This window comes from Nostoc sp. TCL26-01 (assembly GCF_013393945.1).
GTDB lineage: Bacteria > Cyanobacteriota > Cyanobacteriia > Cyanobacteriales > Nostocaceae > Trichormus.
The window spans coordinates 1,961,321-1,983,394 of sequence record NZ_CP040297.1 but is presented as its reverse complement, the minus strand read 5'-3'; the positions used below and the strand labels follow the sequence as shown (position 1 = coordinate 1,983,394).

Below are 22,074 nucleotides of genomic sequence, written 5' to 3'. Positions count from 1 at the left end.
AGATTGGTAACTGTTTATGTGCATATTTTTATGAAAAAATGACATTTATGATACATTGTTCATCCAAATTCTCCGCAAGACTATAGTCAGCAAGCTGGTAATTTTCACTGGTTATCCTCACTGATAATAGGCTAGTATTTGGTCAAGCCTAGACAAATAATTATTCCTAAAATCAATATCTTATGAAATCTTCAGTGTATCGTAACGCTGCGGCGACAGCTTGTGTCTTGGGACTGCTAGTGTTACTAGCAGGTTGCTGGGAAATGACAGTATCATTTGAAGCTGCCAATCCAGAAACATCTTCTCAGTCATCTCATGATTTACCGCAGTTAAAAGACAACAGAACATCAACAGTTTCATCAAACAATAGTAATTATACAGAAAATAAGAATTTAAATAATACATCAATTAATTCTATACAGCAGAAACAAGCACAAACAAATTCTATCTTGGCAACTCGTCAGCAATTAGCTGAAGGTGGCAAGCTACAAGGAAATTTGCGCATGAGCAATCAAACAGACCAACCTGTACGACTAGCTTTACTAGCACGTCAATCAGTCAAAAAAGGCTCGAATGTCAAAAAAACAGATGTTCCTGCTCATTGGGATTTTGATCCCCAAGAAGGGAGTGAAAAAGGTTTAGTCCTCTCTCTGCCAAATGGTAAATTGCAACTGGAGAAAGGTGATATTCTTGTAGCCTTTGCCCAAGATGGTTCCCGACGCTACTGGGGGCCTTATGTTGTCGGAGAAACACCCCAACCAAGCTGGAATGCTCGAATTAAAGAATGGTCACTTGTGCTTGGGCAATAGTCATTGGTCAATAGTCAATAGTCAATAGTCAATAGTCAATAGTCATTGGTCATTAGCACTCTTTTATTATGCTTGTGAAATGAAAATTATGTAATTATTCCCAATTTTTCTCAAAATTCAGTTTTTTCTGTACATGAATTCAAATTTACCTGTAGTAGCTGTAAAACCATAGCGTTGATAAAACGGGATCATTTCTGGTAAACAATAAAGAGTTAAATGTTCAACTGTAATCAATTGCGGATGATTGATAATTGCATCAATTAATTTAGCACCAAGTCCTTTGTTTCTGTGGCTAGGTTTAATAATGACATCATAAATAGTTGCTCTGTAAACAAAGTCAGTTAAGACACGAGTAAAACCAATTAATTGTTCGCGCTGATCAATCAAACCAATAATAACATCAGACGTGGTCAACATTTTGACAACATCTTGATATTGTCTATTTTTACTCCAAAATTCATTTTGGTATAAGTCTACTAATTCTACTATTTGATTGTCGGTCAATTGGTTAACAACTTGGTATTGCATAGTCAGTGTTATCAAATCATCCATTCTCAATATAAACTCAGATACCTGACTTCTTCGAGAAATTGGGTATCTAAATCGTTAAATTATGCGTTAATATGTGGATTTAGCTAAACTATAAAAATCAAAATCTTTCAGCATTTCCAGAAATTTAAACACAGAGGGAATGTGGAGAGATTGAGAGCGAATAGCCACACCCATAACTCTTTCTAACGGTTTTGGTAAACGATAAACTTGCACTGCTGAAGGAATGGGTACAGCTGCTAACCGGGGTAAAATGGCTGCGCTCAATCCTTGATTAACCATGCTGACAATAGTGGAGTCTTCCTGAATATTACTAATAGTATTCATCGTCGGCACTAACTGCTTAAGATGATGATGGAGAGGTTTTCCACAAGGTAAACAAGAAAGTATCACAGGTGAATGTGTAGCTATATCTTCCCAAGTAATTTGCTTACTATTCACTTTAGCTTTTGGTGGTAGCAAAGCTACATATTCATCTCTGAGAATTTCCCAAGCTGTAAAGTCGTTGCTAGTTGGTAAATAAGTAATGCCAATATCTGCCCTTCCTTCTCGCAAACATTGTTCAGCTTCCAGATAAGAAAGACACTCAATAATTGTGACACCAACTTCCGGAAATTGTTCATGAAATTGAGCGATCGCTTTTGGTAATAAGTGAGTCGCCACACTGCGAAAAGCCGCTACCCGCACATGACCACCGTGTAAACCTTTATGTAGGTTTGCTTCTAACTGCATCATTTCCAGATGTTGCATGGCTTGGCGCACATGATGCAGGATGCGTTCCCCGGCCGGTGTCAAAATAGCGCCATGACGACCTCTAGCGAATAAAGGTACACCCAATTCTTCTTCTAGAGTAGCGATCGCATGACTCACTGCTGGTTGAGTAAGCTGCAAATCTAAAGCTGCTTCACTAAAATTACCACGCTCTGCTACTGCAACTACGGCGCGAAGTTGGGAAATTTTCATGGGCAATTTCACAGTTAAACACTAAAGATTTTAAACTTTATATAAATATGATTTATAGAAACTATGCAAGCCATAATTTGATTCTTAATTGAGACGTTGTTAAAGTTTTATTTATCCAGCAAATCTTGTGAGTAATTTTATGCAAGATGATATCAGATGTCTAGAATCTAAAGGCATAAAAACACCAGCCAGCATACTATTCAGACAAAATTTCTCTTGGGGATTTTTACAGAATATCTGGCAAAAATTCGTAAAAATCATACTAGTGGACACGCAGGAAATCCAAGTCCGGCAAAAGGTTGATCGCCACGGTAATCAATACTGGTTTGTGTATGATCCTGTTACAGGTAGGTCTTTTGCTTCTGGTTCAGAAGCAGATGTATCGATGTGGATAGAACAAACTTATAGGTACTAAAATCATGTCTGAACTGACTTTAATAATTGGCAATAAAAATTATTCATCCTGGTCACTGCGTCCTTGGCTAGCGATGAAACAATTGGGTGTAGAATTTCAAGAGATTTGCATACCTCTTTACACTCCCGACGCTCCAGCGAAAATTAGCCAATACTCTCCAGCCGGCAAAGTACCTATACTGTTGCATGATCAGCAAACAATTTGGGATTCCCTGGCAATTTGTGAATACTTAGCCGAAACTTTCCCAACACTCCACTGGTGGCCAGAGGATAAATCTGCTAGAGCAACTGCTCGTGCTGTTAGTTGCGAAATGCACTCAGGCTTTCAACACCTGCGGCAAAATATGAGCATGAATTGCCGTGCTAAATATCCTGGTCAAGGTTTAACACCAGAAGTACAAAAAGATATTGACCGCATCACAAAAATTTGGCAAGATGCACGCCAAAATTTTGGAGTTGGAGATAATTTTTTATTTGGTCAATTCACCATTGCTGATGCGTTTTTTGCCCCTGTTGTTTTGCGCTTTATTACCTATGATGTGCAACTCGATCATATTTCTCAAGATTACGCCCAAACAATTTTAGCGCTACCAGCTTTGCAAGAATGGATAGAAGCAGCAAAACAAGAGACAGAAGTTATCCCGCAGTATGAAAAGTCAAGCAAAAAAGTTGGAACTTAGACCTCATAATCAATTGAGTCCATATTTAGAAGCTTGTTGTCTGCAAGTTAGCGCGTCTGTGTTGTATCAACGTGCAGCAGAAGATATTGAATATTTAACTGGTGTAGAAGTGTCAAAAAGTGTACAGCAAAGACTGGTACATCTGTTTTTTAAATCAATTTACTATAACAATTCCTGATGTCTACGACGAGCTGTTCGGTGACGCACTTTTGATGATGGGGTTGATGTAGGCGATGTCTACGAAAAGCTCGCCTACGCATTTCTGATGATGGAGGTGTCTGGAAGCGAATGCAATAAAATAAAGACAACACACTTAACTTAATTTTATGGATTTGCAATCCCGAATTACTATAGATCCTAACGTCCTTGTCGGCAAACCAATTATTAAAGGCACTCGTCTTGCTGTTGAGTTTATTATTGACCTTCTTGCTCAAGGCTGGACAAATGAAGAAATTCTCCGCAACTACCCTGGTATTACCCTTGAAGATATTCAAGCTTGTTTAGGCTATGCTAGTGCCAGTCTTAAAGCTGAAAAAGTTTACGCTTTTCCTGGGTAGATTATGCGCTTTCTAGCCAATGAAAATTTCCCAGCAGATGCTGTAATGTAATAAAAAACACAGAGGGTAGTAGGCGATCGCTCTTTTATCAAGTATGTCTCATAAGCAATGTCTACGACGATGCTCCACCTACGCACTTCTGGTGATGAGATTGATGTGGGCAATGGCGTAATACCAATTTCCTTTAAATGTGAAACAGTAGAGACGTTGCAATGCAACGTCTCTACATAATTTATGTGTATCATGATTAACGTCAAATGGCGTAACCGCCCAGCGTAGCTGACCGCCAGAAAATATCCGTATCGATCAGCTTGAGAGAATTTTGGCAAATCTGCAACGACTTTTGCTCCAAGCAATAGTTGTTATAAATACGTGAATTACTGAAATGAGAAAGCATTTTGACTAAATGAGTTAACAAACTGCGGTTTGCTTGGGGAAAACACCAAAATGAGAAAACATTTTGGCTAAATGAGTTAACAAACTGCGGTTTGCTTACTCAATTCACTAAAATGAGAAAACATTTTGGCTAAATGAGTTAACAAACTGCGGTTTGCTTACTCAATTTACTAAAATGAGAAAGTAATTAGGCATTTTGAGCAAGATTTTGCGATCGCTCTTATGGTGATGGAGTGATGAGACGATGGCGTAACCACCCAGCGTAGCTGATCGCTCTGATTTGTTTCTAAAACACTTAAGTTGAAAATATGGTAGTTCTGCCATCAAAATAACCGGCTATTTTCCCAAACCAGTATCTATTAGCCTCAGATAATTACAGCAAATCTGCAACAGCTTTTGCTACAAGCGTATAGTTGTCTATCAATGCGCGATATACTGAAATTAGAAAGTATTTAGGTCAACAAGTAAGTGTGAATGTTCTATCATGAGGTAAAAATGTCATCAAAAACTTTGCTAGAGAAAAGGTTCATCTTCATGTATTAGTGGACGAATTACGTAATTCATACGCCCTTTTTGCTCACAATTCTGCTTAAGGTAATTTACTCAATGGAGTAGCTAAACCATCAATACTGACAACATTTTTTTGCTTTTGATATTCTCTGATTCCCTGTTCACCTTTTTTCTCTGCCCAATCAACTAAAATCTGTCTTTGACCTCGATATTCATAAAGTGGTACAGCAAAACCACAGGATGTTTGTACTCGCTCAATATCAGCAACAATTATTTGTCGAGTTCCAGGAATTTGAGGAAATACGCAGTATAAAGAATCCCATTCTGAAGAATTGGGTAAAATTGTTTTTCCTTTGCCGTAGAGACGCAAAATAGATGGTGGTTCTGCAAAAGCACAAAACATTAAAGTGATCCGCCCATTTTCTTGCAGATGGGCTGAGGTTTCATTACCACTACCTGTCAAGTCTAAATAAGCTACTTGATGAGGTGAGATAATCCGAAAACAGTCTAATCCTTTAGGCGACATATTCACGTGACCATCAGGGCTTAGGGGTGCAGAAGCCACAAAAAACAAGTGTTGGGCTGCAATAAATTCTTGCAATTCTTTGGTGATACAGTCAAAAACTTTAGCCATAAAATTTTATCAGCAGAAGAATATTACAGGAAAACATTTAGAGTTAAAGCACAAAAAATTAATTACCTATTACTCACGTTTTTCAAATAACACCCGATAAACAGGTTCACCCTTATTTTGCGTATACACTTCCCTTTCTGTAGGTACTGGAAGAGGATTTTCTGCTAACCATTCTTCTGTACCTACTTTTTGAAAAGCAGGATTTGCCGCAAAGCGATCGCGCATTTCTATCGCTACAAATTCCATATCTGATTGTAGTAATACAACTCCCCCAACTGCTAAATAATTAGCTAAATCTGCCACTAATTCTGGTTGCACTACACGACGTTTGGCATGACGAGTTTTAAACCAAGGATCAGGAAATTGAATCGTCACACGCTGCAAAATTCCTATAGGCAAAGATGATAATAGCGGCTGCAAAGAGTTATTAGCATTGCAATATAAATAATGGAGATTAGTCAATCCCAACTCACAACGCAATTGATTAGCCTCTACTACCAAAGGTTCTCGAATTTCTAAACCCAGAAAATTCCAATTTGGTTCTACCTGTGCCATCTGCAACACAAATCTTCCCTTAGCACAACCAATATCTAAATGTAGTGGTTGATGTGAACAAGCATAAATTTTTTCCCATGCCAATGGGTTCGCTGGCGTGGAGTATTTTTGAGCTAACGGGTTGACGTGTTGACGAACGCGGACAGCAGCCAATGTTGAGCCTCCTTAAATCACAATTATAAATATAGCTTATGAGTCAATAGTCAATAGTCAATAGTCATTAGTCATTAGTCATTAGTCAGTACTCTCCGACTTCTGACTTCCGACTTTCACTCAGCACTCACTCCCTCACTCCCTCACTCTCTCACTCACTCAGCACTCAGTACTCACTCACTCAAGAACATCCTTCGACAAATTCTACTTCTGGTAATTTACCGGCACGAAAGCGAGTCACACGCTTACCATCAGTCTCGAATACTACTCGATAGTTCTTGTCAGTGCGATCGCTGGGTACAAAGATGAGATAATGACCTCCTTGGACATATTGATGGGGTGTGACTTGAATTTGTCCTGGATAAAGTGATTTAATCCGCGCTTCCGTGTCGCCAATTTTTGCACCTCTGAGGGTGGTAATTCTTGTATTTCTCCAAACATCAACCCTCGCAATACGTCCTCCTGTTACCATAAATCCAAAATCTTTTTCTCCCTGGGGTCTGACGTAGTAGCAATTGTTATTTGGTGGATCACCAATTAGTCTTCTACCAGATGCTTTTGCAGCCTGGGAAACTGTCATACCAACTCTCACAGATCCTAGTCCATTAATCACTAGTTTGGACTGATTAGTGAGGGGTGGATACGCTAGAACCGCACCGATAGTTAGGGAACACAAACTAAGGGTGACTGTTGCAAAAGTTCCTAATTTAGCTTTGCTATTCATTGTTTACAAGATAAGATCGATAGATTGGTTAGATACATCTCTCAAACTATAAGTTTCGGACATTTTGTTAACTCACATCTTGCACCTAGCCCTAGCGATTAGAAATCGCGGCTATACAAACAAAGTCCGCCTACGCGGACTAACGTTAAACCAAAGTTTTAACCCGCGTAGGCGGGTTTTGCCTGTGTAGCCGCGACTTCCAGTCGCCTAGTGCAAAATATGAGTTAACAAAAAATGGCTTAATTTTAGAACTTATACCAGTTCACAAAAATCATGATACAGATTTTATCTGTTGTAGTGGCTTACAGCACAAGCCTTTACAAATGTAGATGAAACTTAAATATTTAATCCTATAATGGTTAGTTCAGGTGGATGTTCAATAGTGAATTGATAAAATAATTCCTGTTTTTCTTGGGGAAGAATATTCAAATTCCATTCTAAGATGCCCATTTCTCCTAATTGAATTTGCGGGTTACTGCGGTTGAGCCGCACTTTAATTTGTTCGTTGCGGCTGACTGGTAATTGTTCAGTTAATTGTAAATGGGTTGCTTGATTGAGTAAGTTTGTAATTACTAAGCGATAAGTATAAGTCGTTCGGCGTTGATTTCCAATCAGTTTTTTATCGACTTGACGCTCAACTAAATCACGCTCAATTTTTAAACCTTCATCAATACCTAAATTTAGTTTAAATTCTTGTCCTGGGGCAATATTTTCTAGTTGAGTTGTGCCAACAAACATATCATCACGGAAAATATTAGCGTTGCCGGGTAATAAAGTTGCGCCATCAGCACTGTTTTTGACATTGGCTTCTAAATAGGCAAAACTGACTAAACGTGGTATGGCTACATAATTAAAATTGCATGGATAATCGTCATGAAAAATAGTGATTTTATGGGGTGTGCCATCACTGGGAATATTACCGTCTCCATGTAGTTTAAAAGTAATAATACTGCCAGTTTTGGCAACTTCAGCTACTGTATTTTCCGCAACTATCAAATCATCTGTGGTTATTTCTGCTTGTGCTGCTAGTGCCATTTCTCCAGAAGCGGGAGCAGGCATAGCTGTTATGCTGGGTAGGGATGGACTAGGGGCTAGCTTTTGGCGCGATCGCAATAATTGATTTGATTGATTTGGCGGTGTTAGTGTATCAATATACCAGGGGTTTAATTTTGGTGGCAGTGTTCCCAACCCTGGTTTAGCTGTCGATAGGGTAAGCGCTACACCCAACCAATCTTCACCAGTACTTTGAGTCACTTCAGCTAGATAACTTAAATTTAAACTTTTGTGCGTGCTATCTAAGCGCAAATCATATAAGGGAGTCCAACTTGCTTGATTGACTACATAGGATGCTTCTAGCTCAAATTCACCTGCATCAGTCACCTCAATTGGCACAATCAAGCTAACACTGGCGTGGGGGTGGGGTGACTGAATAATTTGTAATGAATTGCGGAGTGCTTGAATTTGTTGATCTAATTCTTTTTGCTGGCTTTTACATTCACCAGAAGCGATCGCATATTCGCTATACTGACTACCTAAAAAGTTGAGAAAATCCAGAGTTTCACTAGGACTAAGATTTTTCCGCGATAGGCTTTGAGCAAATGGTTCTTCTGTCTTTTCTCTTAAGCCTTCGATAAACTTAGATTGTAAGCCTAGAGCATCAATTTGGGCTTGTAGATGGCGTTTTTCTGCTTCTAATTGCTGAATTTGCCTATTTAAGTGGGCAACTCTTTCTCCTACAGGTTCGGTGGTGTAAATGCGATCGCAATTTACCCCCAATAAGCGCACCCCTACTGTACCTGTACCACTAACTCTGACAGAATCTGTTTCTAGAGTTACCGGCAGTGAAGTAATTACTAGTGACTTTTCTGTACCAATTAACGCAACCTTTCCTTTGCGTGTAACCAAAGCTTTGTCACTGTACACCGTCACAGCCACAATCTGACTTTGTACTGTTTTTTGCCAAGAAGGTGCTTCTGGGTTAACCACTGCCAGTTCTCCCCTATCGTAAATGACTCTGCTGGTTAATTTTCAATTGTTCAAGGTCAGTCCGTCAAGTAATACCAATTCAAAATTCAAAATTCAAAATTCAAAATTAAGAAAGCCAGATATTACCAGGGTTTCTAAGTTTGGATCTATAGCATTGTTTTTTTAAATTGGTACAAGTAGTGAGTGGTGTTAGCGGTAGTGGGGCGATGAGCCGCGTGCTGAGTAAAGAGTATTATTTTACATTCTCTTGTCACCTGTCCCCTGTCACCTATCCCCTTCCTACTCCACTCTACTGTACTCAGGCACAGGTAAAGAACTACTTAAAAGCTCTGTTTGCTCAACAAATTTCTTGGCTGCATCTAGGAGATATTCGTAGTAAGTACGTGCCACTATAGATAGTTGTTTGCCAGATGGATGAACCATATACCAAGACCGTTGAATGGGAAAGTGTTCTACGTCTAAAATGCTGAATTCTGCGGTATCGGTTAATAGGGTATGGCGAGATAATACAGAAATACCTAAACCACCTGCGATCGCTTGTTTAATTGCTTCATTAGAACCTAATTCTAGCTTGACTTTCACAGAAATACCTTGTTCTTCTAGGAGTTGTTGCACTGCCCGGCGAGTTCCTGAACCTGGTTCCCGCATGATAAAAGGTTCATTAGCCAAACGTTGAATGGGGATATTTTTTTCTTTTGCCAACGGGTGATTTGCCGGAGCAAATACTACTAAGGGGTTGTCTAAAAATGCTTGGCAATTCACATCTAAATGCTCAGGCACTTGACTCATAATATACAAGTCATCCATGTTGCTGGTCATGCGTTCTAATATCCCTTCGTGGTTTGTCACTTGCAGGGAAATATCAATTCCTGGATAAAGTTCGCAAAAAGGCCCCAACAAACGTGGTATAAAATATTTTGCTGTTGTAATAACTGACAAACGCAATTGTCCTTGTTTTAGCCCCTTTAAATCTGCTACTTTCATTTCAAATTGGGCTATTGTCTCAAATATTTGCCGACACGTAGCAAATAATTCTCGTCCTGCTTCCGTTAAATATAAGCGTTTGCCTACCTGCTCAAATAACGGTAAACCTACTGATTTCGTCAGTTGCTTAATTTGCATAGAGACGGTGGGTTGGGTGAGAAATAATTCCTCAGCAGCACGAGTAAAACTACCGTGCCGTGCCGCCGCCTCGAACACCTTCAACTGGTGTAACGTTGCTTGGTTCAAGGTGATTCTCCTCTAATAGCGATTTCTTTCAGATATAAAACTAGTATCACTGAATACTTACAAATGAAATAGCTTCACTCATACGAAAATCATGCGTCTATTATAGATAAAACTCTATTCTCGCTATTAGAAGAAAATTAATCTATTTATGGTTGAAGAAGTTATTATCAAAAAAACAAGCAAAGCGTAAGATGCCTTCCATCTGCAAGATGAATGTTGAATACTTAATTCTGAATCGTTGAATCAAGATTTTTCCTAATTCATCATTCTAGAGTTAGTAATTCATCATTCATCATTCATCATCCCAAACTTCCTCAATAACTTTGACGGGTAGAGTGGCTAAATCTGGCAATTGCAACACTTCCCTTTCTGCAACTTGCTCTCTAATGTTTACAGGTAATTTTAATGGCTGACGTTCTTCAATCCAACAACTAGCTATTGGCAGAGTTTGTTCCAATTCATCTAAGGGTCGAGGAATCACCATAACTGCGTTCAATTCGCCAATCCGTTCTGCTTCATACATTCCTGCTTCCACTGCTACGGCAACGTTAGCAACTGAACCACGAATAATGGCTGTACACAAACCCGCACCGATTTTTTCATAGGATGCCAACTGGACATCAGCTGATTTGAGCATCGCATCACACGCACCCACCATTGCGGGAAAGCCTCGTGTTTCTACTAAGCCAATGGCTTGGTTACTCAAGCGGCTTTGTTGCCCCTCCGCCATAATTTGACTGAGGCGATTGGTGATGGGTAGAACGACATCCAAATTGGGAAAAGGTCTGGGAATTACTAGACTAGAAACCAGCTGTCCGAATTGTTCAGCTGTCTGTACACCAGATTCTACAGCTAAACGGACATCAGCAATTCCACCCCGGACGATCGCCGTACAGTGTCCACTGCCAATTTTCTCGTAGCCGACTAGATGAACACCAGCCGATTTCAACATCATATCAGCCGTCCCAACGATCGCCGGAAAGCTGAGGGTAGATACTAACCCCAAGGCGGTATCGCTGAAATCGTCTCGACGATTGGATCTCTGGCTGGTGCTAAAAGAGCGTTGATTATATGTCTCCATGTGAATTACTCCAGGATACTCACAACTTAACACTTACTCAGAGCGATCAGCTACGCTCGCTGGGCGGAACGCCATCGTCAGAGACAGGGTTATTTAGGGCTTGTCTGTGGGGAAACAATGTGACTAAAAGTCGTTGAATGCTTCCTTGCCCATAAATTTGAGTCCCGAAGCTATTAGATGATTCTGTGGCAGGTTGACCAGATTCTGCATTTTCTGGATTGGGTTGTGTCAAGTTAGAGTCAGTCTGATCAGTGTTGTCTCCTACAGTAGCAGAGTCACTCTCAGCTGCGGCTGATTCTGTCACAGAAATAGACTCTTGTTTAAACTCCACAAAGGCCGAGGCAGAGAGGCTAGTGGAAGTAATGACCTTACTCTCACCTGGCTGGGGTTTTTGGGTAGAGGTGGGAACAGCATGATTGTTTGAGGATGGTGGCAGCGCGTTTGTCACAACTGGCCTACTGTCATCTCCCAAAATTGAACCTGGCGGTACTACTGAACTAGCAGCAACGGAACAGTTAAACACAGTTGTCGCTGCACCAATGCAAGCATTTATCCCAATCTTACCTTGACCAACCATCAAAAACCCAGCCCCCAAGCTGGCACTGGCTTCTACTTCAATAGTCCCCCCTTCAGCTTGGAGAATTGACCCCATGCCAATACAGACCCCCGGCCCAATGATAATTTTGCTGTTGGTAGCCGCTTGGAGTATCACCCCTGGTGCAATCACTGCACTGGGATGAATCGTCACCTCGCCACTCATGTAGGAATCAAAGTTGTTGTAGAGGCGCAGTGGCGGCACAGACATGGAAATTTTAACCTCGGAAGCCGAATATCAGTTAGGAGTGCTGAGTGCTGAGTTGTGTTAGCGGTAGCGGGGCGATGCAGCCCGTGCTGAGTTAGGAGTTGTAAGTTTCTAATAGTGAAATGTTTAGCTTGTATCGAATAATTTTAGGCTAAATCATTTGAGTATCACTTGTTCTCAACTTTAAAAGCCACTCAGCACTCACTATTCTTTACTCATTACTCATTACTCAGCACTCATTGCTAATTACTCATTACTCAGCACTCAGCACTCACTATGGACGCTGAATAATTGTTTCCAACACTCGCCGCTTGGCTTTGGGGTCGATGCCAATTAGGCGGACATATTCGCCGGCATAATCAGATAGACTAGCTTCTACGGCAGCGATCGCTTCTCTTTCCGAATTAGCTTGAATTTGCCCAGTGCTAGTCCAAGAACCAGTGCGGAATCTTCTTTGATCTACGTGTTCAATACTCAGTTTATACCCACCAGCCAAAACTTGCCGTAATTGAGCGACTATTTCCGCACTCAGGCGAGTATTTGTCGCTGTTGCTGTTGCCGATGGTGTACTCACTGCCGATTTTTGGCTACCAGAAGGAGCGACTTGACCATTGGGTCTTTGGATAATACTTTCGAGGACACGGCGTTTAGCTTTCGGGTCAATACCAATTAGCCGGACATACTCGCCTTGATGGTTATCAATACATTCTTCTAATGCCGAGACTACTTCACTAGCAGAAGTTGTTTCAATTGGTTTACAGCTAGTCCAAGAACCTGTGCGGAAGCGACGTTCATCGACGTGTTCTGTGCCAATTTTGTAACCACCTGCTAATAACTGGCGAATTTGCTCTACGGTTTCACCACTGAGCTTATGACTATTAGCCGCACCATTACTATAACCATTGCTACTACCGTTGTAACTACTCTTGGTCTGAGTAGGGGCTTTAAAGCTGGTGGAACCTGTCACTGTCCCATCAGGACGATGGATAATAGTTTCTAATACTCGACGTTTACCTTTGGGGTCAATGCCAAATAGGCGGATGTACTCGCCATCATGATCAGCTAAACAGGTTTCCAAGGCGGATAATGCTTCACCAATGGATCTGGCTTCAATCGGCTGGCAGCTAGTCCAAGAACCTGTACGGAATCTTCTTTGATCTACGTGTTCCGTACCGATTTTATATCCTTGCTCTAACAGATAACGTACCTGTTCTATGATTTCTGCACCCAAGCTGTTGCTTGCCACTTCAGTACTCCTTTCTATCCCACTAACATTATTACTTGTATAAGATTTAACTTCTTTCTCGCGTATGGGTGCAATACACTTGCTATCCGCAGCACAAAGATATCCAGCCCGTAATGCTTGATTAATGCCAATTACATGATGGGCAAAGTCCCGATCTTGCTCCTGTACGTCTGGCAAGCGATCAGCTTGCTTTTGGTTGGTAATGATCGCTCCTGAAGGTACATACTTACCAGGGGGAACTTCCACATCCTTAATTAAAGCGTGCATCATCACGATGCAACCTGCCCCTACCTTAGCGTTAAATACCGTCGAGCGAAATCCAATAAACGAATCTTCCCCAACATAAGCTGGCCCATGAATCAGTGCCATATGAGTCAGGGAAGCATTTTTGCCAACCCAAACCGAGTATTCTTGATCGTCATCACCAATGACTCGGCCTTGCTCCAAACCGTGAATTACCACACCATCTTGAATATTGGTATTCTCTCCAATATAAAAGGGTGTACCTTCATCGGCTCTAATTGAAGTCCCTGGAGCAACGATCACATTTGCACCAATCCGAACATCCCCAATAATGTTGGAAAACGAATGTACAAATGCGGTTTCGTGGATTGTGGCTTCAGTTAAACTCTTTGACCACGGGGTTGGGGGTGCCGCCGTGCTGCGGACTGCCATTGCGAGATTCCTCCTGAATTAAATGTCATTAGTCCATAGTCAATAGTCCATAGTCTATAAGTAATTAGACTGTTGACTTTTGACTGTTGACTTTTGACTACCTATACTGATCTTTCTTGCTGTAAATGAGACGATCCTCAACATGAATAGTATCAATTATCGCCACCACCGCAGCATCTAAAGGACGCTGTTCATTGCCAAGTACTTGACGCGCAGCACTGCCGCGACTGATCAGTACCCACTCATCAACCCCTGCACCAACGCTATCTGCGGCTACCTCGTATTGTGGCAGGAGTTTTCCATCTTCATCCACTAATTGCAACAAAAGTAGTTTCACACCTCTTAAACTAGGGTCTTTTTGGGTGCTAACTACCGTGCCACGAACTTTAGCAACTTGCATTAATAATTACGGTCTTCTACCGAAAGGAGGAATTGCGTTTACATTTTCCCGGAATTGTTCTACGTCTTCGGTATAACGAATTGGGAGGACATATTCTAAGTTTTCGTGGGGACGAGCAATAATGTGTGTAGATAAAACTTGTCCACCATTGACACGCTTGACAGATTCTACACCAGCAGCTACAGAAGCTTGTACCTCAGAAACATCTCCTCTGACAATGACTGTGACTCGACCGCTACCAATTTTTTCGTAACCTACCAAGGTAACGCGAGCTGCTTTTACCATCGCATCGGCTGCTTCTACCACTGCTGGAAAGCCTAGCGTTTCTACCATTCCCACTGCAATTGACATTTGTTTGCTTCCTAAATTAAAGTTTCTCGCCTGTGACTTAAATTGATGCTCAAGAAGGCAGCCCCGTTAATGACTTTGATTCATCAGCTTCTAAGTCCGGAACTGTTCCACAGCTTCTGTGTAACGAATCGGCAAGACGTACTCTAGGTTTTCGTGGGGGCGAGCAATGATATGTGTAGATACAACTTCACCACCATTAACTCTTCTGGCTGCTTCGATACCTGCGGCTACGGAGGCTTGTACTTCAGATACATCTCCGCGCACAATCACGGTAACTCTGGCGCTACCAATCTTTTCATATCCTACCAATGTCACACGCGCGGCTTTTACCATTGCGTCAGCAGCTTCTACTACTGCGGGAAAGCCCTTAGTCTCAATCATTCCAACTGCAATTGGCATCGCAGAACTCCTAAAAAATTAATCCAATCAGTACTGTGGTTTGAAAATTTGAACGGGGAGGCTCATCTTGAGCAATCAAAACACTTCCAAACTAAGCATAGAAAAGCTTGGCGTTTCTGGCAATATAAATTACTATAATAGTTTATAATAAAAAAGTTTAAAAAAACTTAACAAAAGTTTATACCAGGGTTTTGTGCAATCAAAGTTAACTAATTCCTAGAGCAACCACTTATGCTTTATAATTTTTTTATGACATTTATAAATAGATATTGATAACCAAGACAATTTTTGTCTGGGGGGAATTGTGAAAGGCTGTATATATTACTGTCTCTATCTTTCCTCGGTTTTATTGTACGGTTCAAAATTGCTGAAAAAACACATAACTTTTTTAAATGTCTTCTATAAAGTTATTTTCTCAAAGCAAAAACAGAAATTTTATTACACATAAAATGTACTAAAAGCTCATTGTTTTCAGCTAGGCAAATTATTTCTAATTAAACCTTAGTATGAGAAGTCCAGGAGAAAAGAATTATTGAAGTTTAGTGAAAAGAAAGTTAAAAAAAGCATATTTTTTTAGATAATTTATTTTTTTTGGTAAATGATTGTTTTAAGAGTTTTAAAAAAAGTTAAGGCTGAGTCATCAAGGGAAATCTAAATGAGTGAGTTTCTATTTGCAACAAGCTGGTGCGTACCTTTTTACAGCCTCATAGGAGCGATTTTGACTTTGCCGTGGGGAATCGGAATTGTCCGACGTACAGGGCCAAGACCTGCGGCTTATCTCAACTTGTTGACTACCCTTTTGGCTTTTGCTCATAGCTCATTAGTGTTTAAGGATATTTGGAGCCGAGAGCCAGAAAATTTGGTAATTACTTGGTTTCAAGCGGCGGATTTGAATTTATCCTTTGCCTTAGAACTCTCATCAATCAGCATTGGCGCAACAGTATTAATTACAATACTGAGTCTGTTGGCGCAAATCTATGCCTTGGGTTACATGGAAAAAGACTGGTCATTAGCGCGTTTTTTTGCTTTGATTGGTTTTTTTGAAGCTGCTTTGAGTGGGTTGGCAATTAGTGATTCCCTATTTCTGAGTTACGCACTGTTGGAAGTCTTGACGCTTTCGACTTACCTGCTTGTGGGATTTTGGTATGCTCAACCGTTGGTAGTTACAGCAGCTAGAGATGCTTTTTGGACGAAGCGAGTAGGAGATTTACTGCTGTTAATGACTGTAGTCACCCTTTCCACCTTAGCTGGGAGTTTGAACTTTTCTGATTTGTATGAGTGGGCGCAAACTGCGAATTTAGATCAACTGACAGCAGCATTACTATGCTTAGGGTTAATTGCTGGCCCAGCAGGTAAATGCGCTCAGTTTCCCCTGCATATGTGGTTAGATGAGGCGATGGAAGGCCCGAATCCAGCCTCAGTCATGCGAAACTCTTTAGTAGTAGCTGGTGGTGCTTATCTGTTGTATAAACTGCAACCAGTCTTGACTCTATCACCAATAGCGTTGAATGTCTTAATAGTCATTGGTGGGGTAACAGCAGTTGGTGCAACACTGGTTTCCATTGCTCAGACTGATATTAAGCGGGCATTATCTCACTCGACTAGTGCATATATGGGATTAGTGTTTCTGGCGGTGGGGTTAGAGCAAGGTGGTGTAGCTTTGATGTTACTCTTAACCCATGCGATCGCTAAGGCTCTATTATTTATGAGTTCTGGCTCAGTCATATTTACCACCCATAGCCAAGACTTAACAGAAATGGGCGGTTTGTGGTCAAGGATGCCAGCAACTACTACCGCTTATGTAGTCGGTGCAGCAGGGATGGTGACTTTACTGCCACTAGGTAGCTTTTGGGCAATGCTAGCTTGGGCTGATGGTTTGGTAAAAGTTAGCCCTTGGGTAATCGGCGTTCTCATTGTAGTCAACGGTTTGACAGCCTTAAACTTAACGCGGGTGTTTAGATTAGTATTTTGGGGTGAACCGCAACAAAAGACCCGCCGCGCCCCGGAAGTTGGTTGGCAAATGGCATTTCCCATGGTGTCATTGACAATCTTGACCTTACTGTTACCCTTGATGCTCCAACAATGGTACTTATTGCCCACTTGGGAAAGTATTGATTGGTATGTGGTCTTAGTTCTAGTTTCCTCAACGGTTGCTGGTGTCGTCATTGGCTCAACTATTCACTTGCATAAAGCTTGGTCTAGGTCAAGAGTATTAGCTTGGAGATTTATCCAAGATTTATTGGGTTACGATTTTTACATAGACCGAATTTATCGACTGACAGTAGTGAGTGCAGTATCTCTATTATCGAAAATTTCTGCATGGAGCGATCGCTATTTAGTTGATGGTCTAGTTAATCTAGTCGGCTTTGCTGCAATTCTCGGTGGGCAAAGTTTGAAGTACAGCATTTCTGGTCAATCCCAAGGCTATATGTTAACCATCCTGGCAGTAGTCAGCGCGCTAGGCTTTTTTATTAGTTGGTCGTTAGGACTACTGGATAAGTTGCCTTTTTGAGAGTGCTGAGTGCTGAGTGAGGGAGTAAGGGAGTGAGGGAGTGGGGGAGTGCTGAGTCATGAGTATTCATTAATTATTCCCCTCTGCTCCTCTGCTCCTCTGCTCCTCTGCTCCCTATCCCCTGTTCCCTATTCCTCATCCCCAATTCCCCATCCTGATGTTTGCTTATGTTGAGCGCTTTAATTTTTGCCCCGTTGTTAGGTGCGATTTTAGTTAGTTTATTACCGACTGGTGTGAATGGGAAAAACTCCCAGAGGGTAGCGTTAGTTTTTGCTAGCTTGACTTTTTTGTGGTCAATAGTTCTAGCTAGCCAGTTTAATCAAGGGGAAGTTACTCAACAGTTTAGTGAGTTTATCCCTTGGATAGATGCCTTGGGATTAAGCTACAATTTGGGGGTAGATGGTTTATCTTTGCCGTTGCTAGTACTGAATGGATTGTTAACTGCGATCGCCATTTACAGTAGCGATGAATCTCTACAACGTCCCAAATTTTATTATTCCCTAATTCTGTTGTTAAGTGCTGGAGTGAACGGAGCTTTTATTGCTCAGGACTTATTGCTGTTTTTCTTGTTTTACGAGTTAGAGCTAATCCCTTTATATCTCTTAATTGCTATTTGGGGTGGTGCGAGACGAGGTTATGCAGCCACAAAATTCCTGATTTACACAGCCGTTTCGGGAATCTTAATTCTGGCAAGTTTCCTCGGTTTAGTATTATTGAGTGGGTCTGGTAGTTTCGCTATAGCTACATTAAATACACAGTCTCTACCATTATTAACTCAACTACCACTCTTAGCCGGGATTTTAATTGGTTTTGGCATTAAGATGCCCCTTGTTCCCTTTCATACTTGGCTACCAGATGCCCACGTTGAAGCCTCCACACCGATTTCTGTATTGTTGGCTGGAGTGCTGTTGAAATTGGGGACATACGGCTTATTGCGATTTGGCATGGACTTGCTACCAGATGCTTGGAACTATTTAGCTCCTTGGTTAGCAGTTTGGGCAGTAGTGAGTGTGTTGTATGGTTCTTCTTGTGCGATCGCTCAAAGTGATATGAAGAAAATGGTAGCCTATAGTTCTATAGGTCATATGGGCTACATACTTTTAGCGGCGGCGGCGGCTACACCCTTAAGCACCTTGGGCGCTGTCATGCAAATGATTAGCCACGGTTTAATTTCGGCACTGCTATTTTTGCTGGTAGGTGTTGTGTATCAAAAAGCAGGTAGCCGTGACTTAAATGTAATCAAAGGATTACTCAACCCAGAACGCGGTATGCCTTTGATTGGTAGTTTAATGATTTTGGGAGTCATGGCCAGTGCGGGTACTCCTGGCATGGTAGGCTTTATCTCCGAGTTTATTGTGTTTCGTGGGAGTTTTGCAGTTTTCCCTGTGCAGACACTGTTATCGATGATTGGTACAGGCTTAACAGCAGTTTATTTCTTGATTCTTGTCAATCGGGCATTTTTCGGACGCTTATCTACACAGGTACTCAATTTACCACGAGTTTACTGGAGCGATCGCATTCCTGCTTTTATCTTAGCCATACTAATTGTCGTTTTTGGTATCCAGCCTGCTTGGTTATCTCGTTGGACTGAACCCACCATTACGGCGATGCTGAGTGTAGAAAATCCAGTAGCAACAGTCTCTTTGGAAAAAGCAAAAAGTAAAACTTGACAATCATCTTAGACTAAAAAGTTAAAAGTTGTCATTCAGCTTTTAACTTTTATCAATTTCCGATCATCACTTTAATATCATTCCTTAATTGTTAATTTTATTGATTAGGAGAACTAAGCATGGTAACGATTAAAAACAAACCGACGAATAACCCCTTAAATGAGTACATAGAACGCCTGCAAAATGGACAAGCCCTACTTATAGACAATCCCGAAAACGTCTTAGAAGTAGTAGGAATTCTGAAAAGCTATGGTGTAGTTTTAGATGCTTACTCAAACAATTTGATTTACATAGCTGAGAATCAATTCTTAGTATTTTTTCCATTTTTTAAATATTTTAATGGAGAATTTTCTTGGGCAAAACTCCTGCGTCACTGGTGGCATGACAGAATCAATTTTGAGTATGCCGAATACTGCATGAAATCAATGATGTGGCATGGTGGTGGAGGTTTAGACTCATATTTAGATACCAAAGAATTTCAAGAAAAAGCGCAAGCCGTTATTCAGGCAAAATTTGCTCAGAATCCACTAGTGATGGGACTTCACCAACTGTTCCCAGACTTTTTAATTGAACACTTGCGTGTGTCTGCTTACTATAGTGGATTGGGTCAATTTTGGCGCGTCATGGCTGATATTTTCCTCAGCTTATCAGACCTTTATGACGCAGGCAAAATCACCACAATTCCTCAAGTCGTAGATCATATTAAAGCTGGGTTAGTCGCAGATGCTTTAAAACCCATTACCTACAGCGTGAAAATCAAAAATAAAGTCTATGATATCATTCCTAAAAATATAGGATTGACATTCTTAGCAGACACAGCAATCCCTTATGTAGAAGCAGTATTTTTTAGAGGAACTCCCTTTTTAGGCACAGTTTCCTATAATGCTCAAGCCTATCAAGTGCCAGCAGATCAAGCTAGATTTCAGTACGGTGCATTGTATGCTGATCCTCTACCGATTGGTGGTGCAGGTATTCCACCAACTTTACTCATGCAAGATATGCGTCATTACTTGCCAGAGTATTTGCATGAAATCTATCGCCGTAGCTTGAGAGGTGAAGATGACTTGCGCGTGCAAATTTGTATGACTTTCCAAAAATCCATGTTCTGTGTGACAACAGCCGCAATTTTGGGATTAATGCCTCATCCTTTGGATACCCAAGAACCAGCAGAACAAGCAGCTAACCAAGTGTATCTAGAAAAATGGATGGATCGCTTTACAACCTCACGGTTAGTTGATGTTAACAGCTAAAGCTGTTTTGATGATTATACCTCTGGTTCAACGCCGAGCGATCGCAATTGGGCAGTCAGGCGATCAGCTCTTTCCTCACCAGTAAGTAATAAATTACCTTGCAAATCCCACCAACGCAACCAAGGTAATTGCATATTTTGGTATTCTCCCTGCCATATACCCAACTCAACCCCTAAAGGATCTATGGTATAATGCCCTCTCTCATTGGCTGGTAAGAGCTGATATTTTCCACCAATTAATTCATAAACTTCCACACTGGCTTTATTTACTTCATAGATGCCATAAAAGGCTGGATGAATTACTTGCTCATAAATCCAAAATTTGCCTTTCCAAGGAGTTTTGTCTCGCTCCTCGCTACCATCGCCAGAGACAAATTCTAAAGCAATCGACGGCGCAATAAACTCTCGCCACAACACATAAGACCTGCGTGTTTGTCCATCGAGCGAGGGTGGTACATTTCCTACATAGAACCAATCCGGTGCTACTGCACCTTTCTCTAGGGGGTCAGTCAAGCGCCAGTAAATACCTAAGTCCTGACCAATACAATATTGACCATCAGGATGCAACTGTTTGAGGATAGGTTGAATTGAGTCTGTTAGTAAGATGCTTTGGGGATGTTCTTGCCAATTTTTCACGAAAGTACCATCAGACTCTGGTAGCTGCGTATGGTCGGGAAATGGGGTGAGTTCGGTGGCTGGATTGGTTGCAGAGGTCATAAAACGCCTTTGCAGGATGTAAGGGTTATTGTTTAGTTTAGCAATGAAGGGGAGAAAAAGAGCGATCGCACCTTCTTTCTCTAAAACTCAAGCGATTACTTTCTAAAGATTCTCAACCCACAGAAGATGGCTTATATAGGTAGTATTTTTTAGTGCGTTGTAAAACTTTTCGTCTGCTGTTATCATTTGGCATTGTTGTGTAATAGCTAGAGCTAAGTAAAGACTGTCATAGACAGCACAACCTGTCTGAAGAGCAATATCTAAAGCAAGCGATATCAATGCCTGAGATAAGTACACTTCCACAGGGACAGCATTCAAATCTGCCAAAGTTTGCTTTGCATTCTCAGCAGTATCCTCGCCACGACGGACTCGTTTCCAAAAGACATTAGCTACTTCTCCAAAGAAGAAATCTGGAACTAAAAAAGTATGGTTACTTGCTAGTAAATGTCTAGCTAAATTAGAGTAAATTTCAGGCACGAACCATTTTATAGCAATACTGGCATCTAAAACATACCTACTCACCGTTCTCTGTCCTCGCGGATGAGTTCAGTACTGTCACTAAAAGTTTTTTCGGCATATCTTACCTGCGCGCGTGCCACTGCATCTCTGACCTGTTCGATGTTACCACCAGTGTGGTAGTGTGTCGCCATGTCTGCTGCTTGTTGTAGGATATGTTTCAATTCTTCTTGCAAAGACCTACCGTGTTGCTTGGCAAGAGTTTCTAACTTTTCTAGAAGAACCGGATCTAAATTATCAACTAAAATTTGAGCCATCTTTGACTTCAATTGAGATAGTCATTTGTGGAGATTATA

Annotated in this window: 25 protein-coding genes and 1 pseudogene; 9 read left to right on the top strand and 17 right to left on the bottom strand. The window is 41.1% G+C overall.

The features are described 5' to 3' along the window. Positions 1-182: 182 nt before the first annotated feature. Positions 183-809 carry a hypothetical protein gene (locus FD725_RS08465; RefSeq protein WP_179047712.1) on the top strand — a complete coding sequence of 209 codons (627 nt, stop codon included), beginning with the start codon at positions 183-185 and terminating at the stop codon, positions 807-809. A gap of 117 nt (positions 810-926) precedes the next feature. Here the strand turns inward: FD725_RS08465 and FD725_RS08460 are convergent, their stop codons facing one another. After that, a complete protein-coding gene (locus FD725_RS08460) occupies positions 927-1,337 on the bottom strand; it encodes a GNAT family N-acetyltransferase (protein ID WP_179047711.1) in 411 nt (136 codons plus the stop codon). A gap of 90 nt (positions 1,338-1,427) precedes the next feature. Beyond that, a complete protein-coding gene (locus FD725_RS08455) occupies positions 1,428-2,321 on the bottom strand; it encodes a LysR family transcriptional regulator (RefSeq protein ID WP_179047710.1) in 894 nt (297 codons plus the stop codon). A 139-nt stretch (positions 2,322-2,460) separates the two neighbouring features. Between FD725_RS08455 and FD725_RS08450 the strand changes: the two genes are divergently transcribed. The 5 genes and pseudogenes from FD725_RS08450 (at position 2,461) to FD725_RS32400 (ending at position 4,203) form a co-directional block, all read left to right on the top strand. Next, positions 2,461-2,736, top strand: coding sequence for a hypothetical protein (locus tag FD725_RS08450; RefSeq protein WP_179047709.1), 276 nt, complete (start codon positions 2,461-2,463; stop codon positions 2,734-2,736). 4 nt (positions 2,737-2,740) lie between these two features. Then, a complete protein-coding gene (locus tag FD725_RS08445; RefSeq protein WP_179047708.1) occupies positions 2,741-3,415 on the top strand; it encodes a glutathione S-transferase family protein in 675 nt (224 codons plus the stop codon). Beyond that, positions 3,390-3,557: pseudogene (locus FD725_RS08440) on the top strand (ISKra4 family transposase); the annotation flags it as partial. The gene FD725_RS08445 and the pseudogene FD725_RS08440, both read left to right, overlap by 26 nt. A 184-nt stretch (positions 3,558-3,741) precedes the next feature. After that, positions 3,742-3,972, top strand: a complete 231-nt coding sequence (locus FD725_RS08435; protein WP_179047707.1) for a DUF433 domain-containing protein — start codon at positions 3,742-3,744, stop codon at positions 3,970-3,972. 108 nt (positions 3,973-4,080) lie between these two features. Continuing rightward, the gene (locus FD725_RS32400) at positions 4,081-4,203 is read left to right on the top strand and encodes a hypothetical protein (protein ID WP_256871875.1); all 123 of its coding nucleotides are present in this window, start codon (positions 4,081-4,083) and stop codon (positions 4,201-4,203) included. 327 nt (positions 4,204-4,530) lie between these two features. Here FD725_RS32400 and FD725_RS08430 read toward each other — a convergent pair whose 3' ends face one another. The 12 genes from FD725_RS08430 to FD725_RS08375 form a co-directional block, all read right to left on the bottom strand. Continuing rightward, the gene (locus FD725_RS08430; RefSeq protein ID WP_179047706.1) at positions 4,531-4,692 is read right to left on the bottom strand and encodes a hypothetical protein; all 162 of its coding nucleotides are present in this window, start codon (positions 4,690-4,692) and stop codon (positions 4,531-4,533) included. Positions 4,693-4,957: 265 nt separating this feature from the next. Beyond that, positions 4,958-5,512, bottom strand: a complete 555-nt coding sequence (locus FD725_RS08425; RefSeq protein WP_179047705.1) for a pyridoxamine 5'-phosphate oxidase family protein — start codon at positions 5,510-5,512, stop codon at positions 4,958-4,960. Between the two features lie 69 nt (positions 5,513-5,581). Then, complete coding sequence (gene trmB, locus FD725_RS08420; protein ID WP_179047704.1) at positions 5,582-6,220, bottom strand: tRNA (guanosine(46)-N7)-methyltransferase TrmB; 639 nt, start codon at positions 6,218-6,220, stop codon at positions 5,582-5,584. Positions 6,221-6,401: 181 nt separating this feature from the next. Continuing rightward, entirely contained in the window at positions 6,402-6,944 is a 543-nt protein-coding gene (locus tag FD725_RS08415; RefSeq protein WP_179047703.1) for a hypothetical protein, read from the bottom strand. A gap of 336 nt (positions 6,945-7,280) precedes the next feature. Beyond that, positions 7,281-8,930 carry a mucoidy inhibitor MuiA family protein gene (locus FD725_RS08410; RefSeq protein ID WP_179047702.1) on the bottom strand — a complete coding sequence of 550 codons (1,650 nt, stop codon included), beginning with the start codon at positions 8,928-8,930 and terminating at the stop codon, positions 7,281-7,283. A 279-nt stretch (positions 8,931-9,209) separates the two neighbouring features. After that, positions 9,210-10,160 (bottom strand): LysR family transcriptional regulator, encoded by a 951-nt coding sequence (locus FD725_RS08405; protein WP_179047701.1) that lies wholly within the window; start codon positions 10,158-10,160, stop codon positions 9,210-9,212. A 292-nt stretch (positions 10,161-10,452) separates the two neighbouring features. After that, positions 10,453-11,241, bottom strand: a complete 789-nt coding sequence (locus FD725_RS08400) for a carbon dioxide-concentrating mechanism protein CcmK (RefSeq protein ID WP_179047700.1) — start codon at positions 11,239-11,241, stop codon at positions 10,453-10,455. A gap of 46 nt (positions 11,242-11,287) precedes the next feature. Further along, complete coding sequence (locus FD725_RS08395; protein ID WP_179047699.1) at positions 11,288-12,046, bottom strand: transferase; 759 nt, start codon at positions 12,044-12,046, stop codon at positions 11,288-11,290. Between the two features lie 271 nt (positions 12,047-12,317). Continuing rightward, a complete protein-coding gene (locus tag FD725_RS08390; RefSeq protein WP_179047698.1) occupies positions 12,318-13,964 on the bottom strand; it encodes a ribulose bisphosphate carboxylase small subunit in 1,647 nt (548 codons plus the stop codon). A gap of 97 nt (positions 13,965-14,061) precedes the next feature. Continuing rightward, positions 14,062-14,364 carry a EutN/CcmL family microcompartment protein gene (locus tag FD725_RS08385; RefSeq protein WP_179047697.1) on the bottom strand — a complete coding sequence of 101 codons (303 nt, stop codon included), beginning with the start codon at positions 14,362-14,364 and terminating at the stop codon, positions 14,062-14,064. 6 nt (positions 14,365-14,370) lie between these two features. Then, positions 14,371-14,715 carry a carbon dioxide-concentrating mechanism protein CcmK gene (locus FD725_RS08380; protein ID WP_179047696.1) on the bottom strand — a complete coding sequence of 115 codons (345 nt, stop codon included), beginning with the start codon at positions 14,713-14,715 and terminating at the stop codon, positions 14,371-14,373. Positions 14,716-14,805: 90 nt separating this feature from the next. After that, positions 14,806-15,114, bottom strand: a complete 309-nt coding sequence (locus tag FD725_RS08375; RefSeq protein ID WP_010995042.1) for a carbon dioxide-concentrating mechanism protein CcmK — start codon at positions 15,112-15,114, stop codon at positions 14,806-14,808. 655 nt (positions 15,115-15,769) lie between these two features. Between FD725_RS08375 and FD725_RS08370 the strand changes: the two genes are divergently transcribed. The 3 genes from FD725_RS08370 to FD725_RS08360 all read left to right on the top strand — a co-directional run bounded on the left by FD725_RS08370 (position 15,770) and on the right by FD725_RS08360 (position 20,546). Continuing rightward, positions 15,770-17,626: an NAD(P)H-quinone oxidoreductase subunit F gene (locus tag FD725_RS08370; protein ID WP_179047695.1), complete on the top strand. Its 1,857-nt coding sequence runs from the start codon at positions 15,770-15,772 to the stop codon at positions 17,624-17,626. A gap of 167 nt (positions 17,627-17,793) precedes the next feature. Then, positions 17,794-19,296 carry an NADH-quinone oxidoreductase subunit M gene (locus FD725_RS08365; protein ID WP_179047694.1) on the top strand — a complete coding sequence of 501 codons (1,503 nt, stop codon included), beginning with the start codon at positions 17,794-17,796 and terminating at the stop codon, positions 19,294-19,296. 119 nt (positions 19,297-19,415) lie between these two features. Continuing rightward, positions 19,416-20,546 carry a CO2 hydration protein gene (locus tag FD725_RS08360; RefSeq protein WP_179047693.1) on the top strand — a complete coding sequence of 377 codons (1,131 nt, stop codon included), beginning with the start codon at positions 19,416-19,418 and terminating at the stop codon, positions 20,544-20,546. Between the two features lie 14 nt (positions 20,547-20,560). On the opposite strand, the gene FD725_RS08355 is transcribed toward FD725_RS08360, so the two are convergent. The 3 genes from FD725_RS08355 to FD725_RS08345 all read right to left on the bottom strand — a co-directional run bounded on the left by FD725_RS08355 (position 20,561) and on the right by FD725_RS08345 (position 22,035). Then, on the bottom strand, positions 20,561-21,262 hold the full coding sequence (locus FD725_RS08355) for a Uma2 family endonuclease (protein WP_179047692.1): 702 nt from the start codon (positions 21,260-21,262) through the stop codon (positions 20,561-20,563). Positions 21,263-21,364: 102 nt separating this feature from the next. Then, positions 21,365-21,784 carry a type II toxin-antitoxin system VapC family toxin gene (locus FD725_RS08350; RefSeq protein ID WP_179047691.1) on the bottom strand — a complete coding sequence of 140 codons (420 nt, stop codon included), beginning with the start codon at positions 21,782-21,784 and terminating at the stop codon, positions 21,365-21,367. Continuing rightward, positions 21,781-22,035, bottom strand: coding sequence for a hypothetical protein (locus tag FD725_RS08345; protein WP_179047690.1), 255 nt, complete (start codon positions 22,033-22,035; stop codon positions 21,781-21,783). The genes FD725_RS08350 and FD725_RS08345 overlap by 4 nt, the downstream gene beginning before the upstream one ends. Positions 22,036-22,074 lie beyond the last annotated feature (39 nt).

What these genes read in the sequence shown, in the direction of transcription:
- FD725_RS08465 (WP_179047712.1), top strand. Translation starts at nt 183, where the DNA reads ATGAAATCTTCAGTGTATCGTAACGCTGCGGCGACAGCTTGTGTCTTG.
- FD725_RS08460 (WP_179047711.1), bottom strand. Translation starts at nt 1,337, where the DNA reads ATGCAATACCAAGTTGTTAACCAATTGACCGACAATCAAATAGTAGAA.
- FD725_RS08455 (WP_179047710.1), bottom strand. Translation starts at nt 2,321, where the DNA reads ATGAAAATTTCCCAACTTCGCGCCGTAGTTGCAGTAGCAGAGCGTGGT.
- FD725_RS08450 (WP_179047709.1), top strand. Translation starts at nt 2,461, where the DNA reads ATGCAAGATGATATCAGATGTCTAGAATCTAAAGGCATAAAAACACCA.
- FD725_RS08445 (WP_179047708.1), top strand. Translation starts at nt 2,741, where the DNA reads ATGTCTGAACTGACTTTAATAATTGGCAATAAAAATTATTCATCCTGG.
- FD725_RS08435 (WP_179047707.1), top strand. Translation starts at nt 3,742, where the DNA reads ATGGATTTGCAATCCCGAATTACTATAGATCCTAACGTCCTTGTCGGC.
- FD725_RS32400 (WP_256871875.1), top strand. Translation starts at nt 4,081, where the DNA reads ATGTCTACGACGATGCTCCACCTACGCACTTCTGGTGATGAGATTGAT.
- FD725_RS08430 (WP_179047706.1), bottom strand. Translation starts at nt 4,692, where the DNA reads ATGGCAGAACTACCATATTTTCAACTTAAGTGTTTTAGAAACAAATCA.
- FD725_RS08425 (WP_179047705.1), bottom strand. Translation starts at nt 5,512, where the DNA reads ATGGCTAAAGTTTTTGACTGTATCACCAAAGAATTGCAAGAATTTATT.
- FD725_RS08415 (WP_179047703.1), bottom strand. Translation starts at nt 6,944, where the DNA reads ATGAATAGCAAAGCTAAATTAGGAACTTTTGCAACAGTCACCCTTAGT.
- FD725_RS08400 (WP_179047700.1), bottom strand. Translation starts at nt 11,241, where the DNA reads ATGGAGACATATAATCAACGCTCTTTTAGCACCAGCCAGAGATCCAAT.
- FD725_RS08395 (WP_179047699.1), bottom strand. Translation starts at nt 12,046, where the DNA reads ATGTCTGTGCCGCCACTGCGCCTCTACAACAACTTTGATTCCTACATG.
- FD725_RS08390 (WP_179047698.1), bottom strand. Translation starts at nt 13,964, where the DNA reads ATGGCAGTCCGCAGCACGGCGGCACCCCCAACCCCGTGGTCAAAGAGT.
- FD725_RS08385 (WP_179047697.1), bottom strand. Translation starts at nt 14,364, where the DNA reads ATGCAAGTTGCTAAAGTTCGTGGCACGGTAGTTAGCACCCAAAAAGAC.
- FD725_RS08380 (WP_179047696.1), bottom strand. Translation starts at nt 14,715, where the DNA reads ATGTCAATTGCAGTGGGAATGGTAGAAACGCTAGGCTTTCCAGCAGTG.
- FD725_RS08375 (WP_010995042.1), bottom strand. Translation starts at nt 15,114, where the DNA reads ATGCCAATTGCAGTTGGAATGATTGAGACTAAGGGCTTTCCCGCAGTA.
- FD725_RS08370 (WP_179047695.1), top strand. Translation starts at nt 15,770, where the DNA reads ATGAGTGAGTTTCTATTTGCAACAAGCTGGTGCGTACCTTTTTACAGC.
- FD725_RS08365 (WP_179047694.1), top strand. Translation starts at nt 17,794, where the DNA reads ATGTTGAGCGCTTTAATTTTTGCCCCGTTGTTAGGTGCGATTTTAGTT.
- FD725_RS08360 (WP_179047693.1), top strand. Translation starts at nt 19,416, where the DNA reads ATGGTAACGATTAAAAACAAACCGACGAATAACCCCTTAAATGAGTAC.
- FD725_RS08355 (WP_179047692.1), bottom strand. Translation starts at nt 21,262, where the DNA reads ATGACCTCTGCAACCAATCCAGCCACCGAACTCACCCCATTTCCCGAC.
- FD725_RS08345 (WP_179047690.1), bottom strand. Translation starts at nt 22,035, where the DNA reads ATGGCTCAAATTTTAGTTGATAATTTAGATCCGGTTCTTCTAGAAAAG.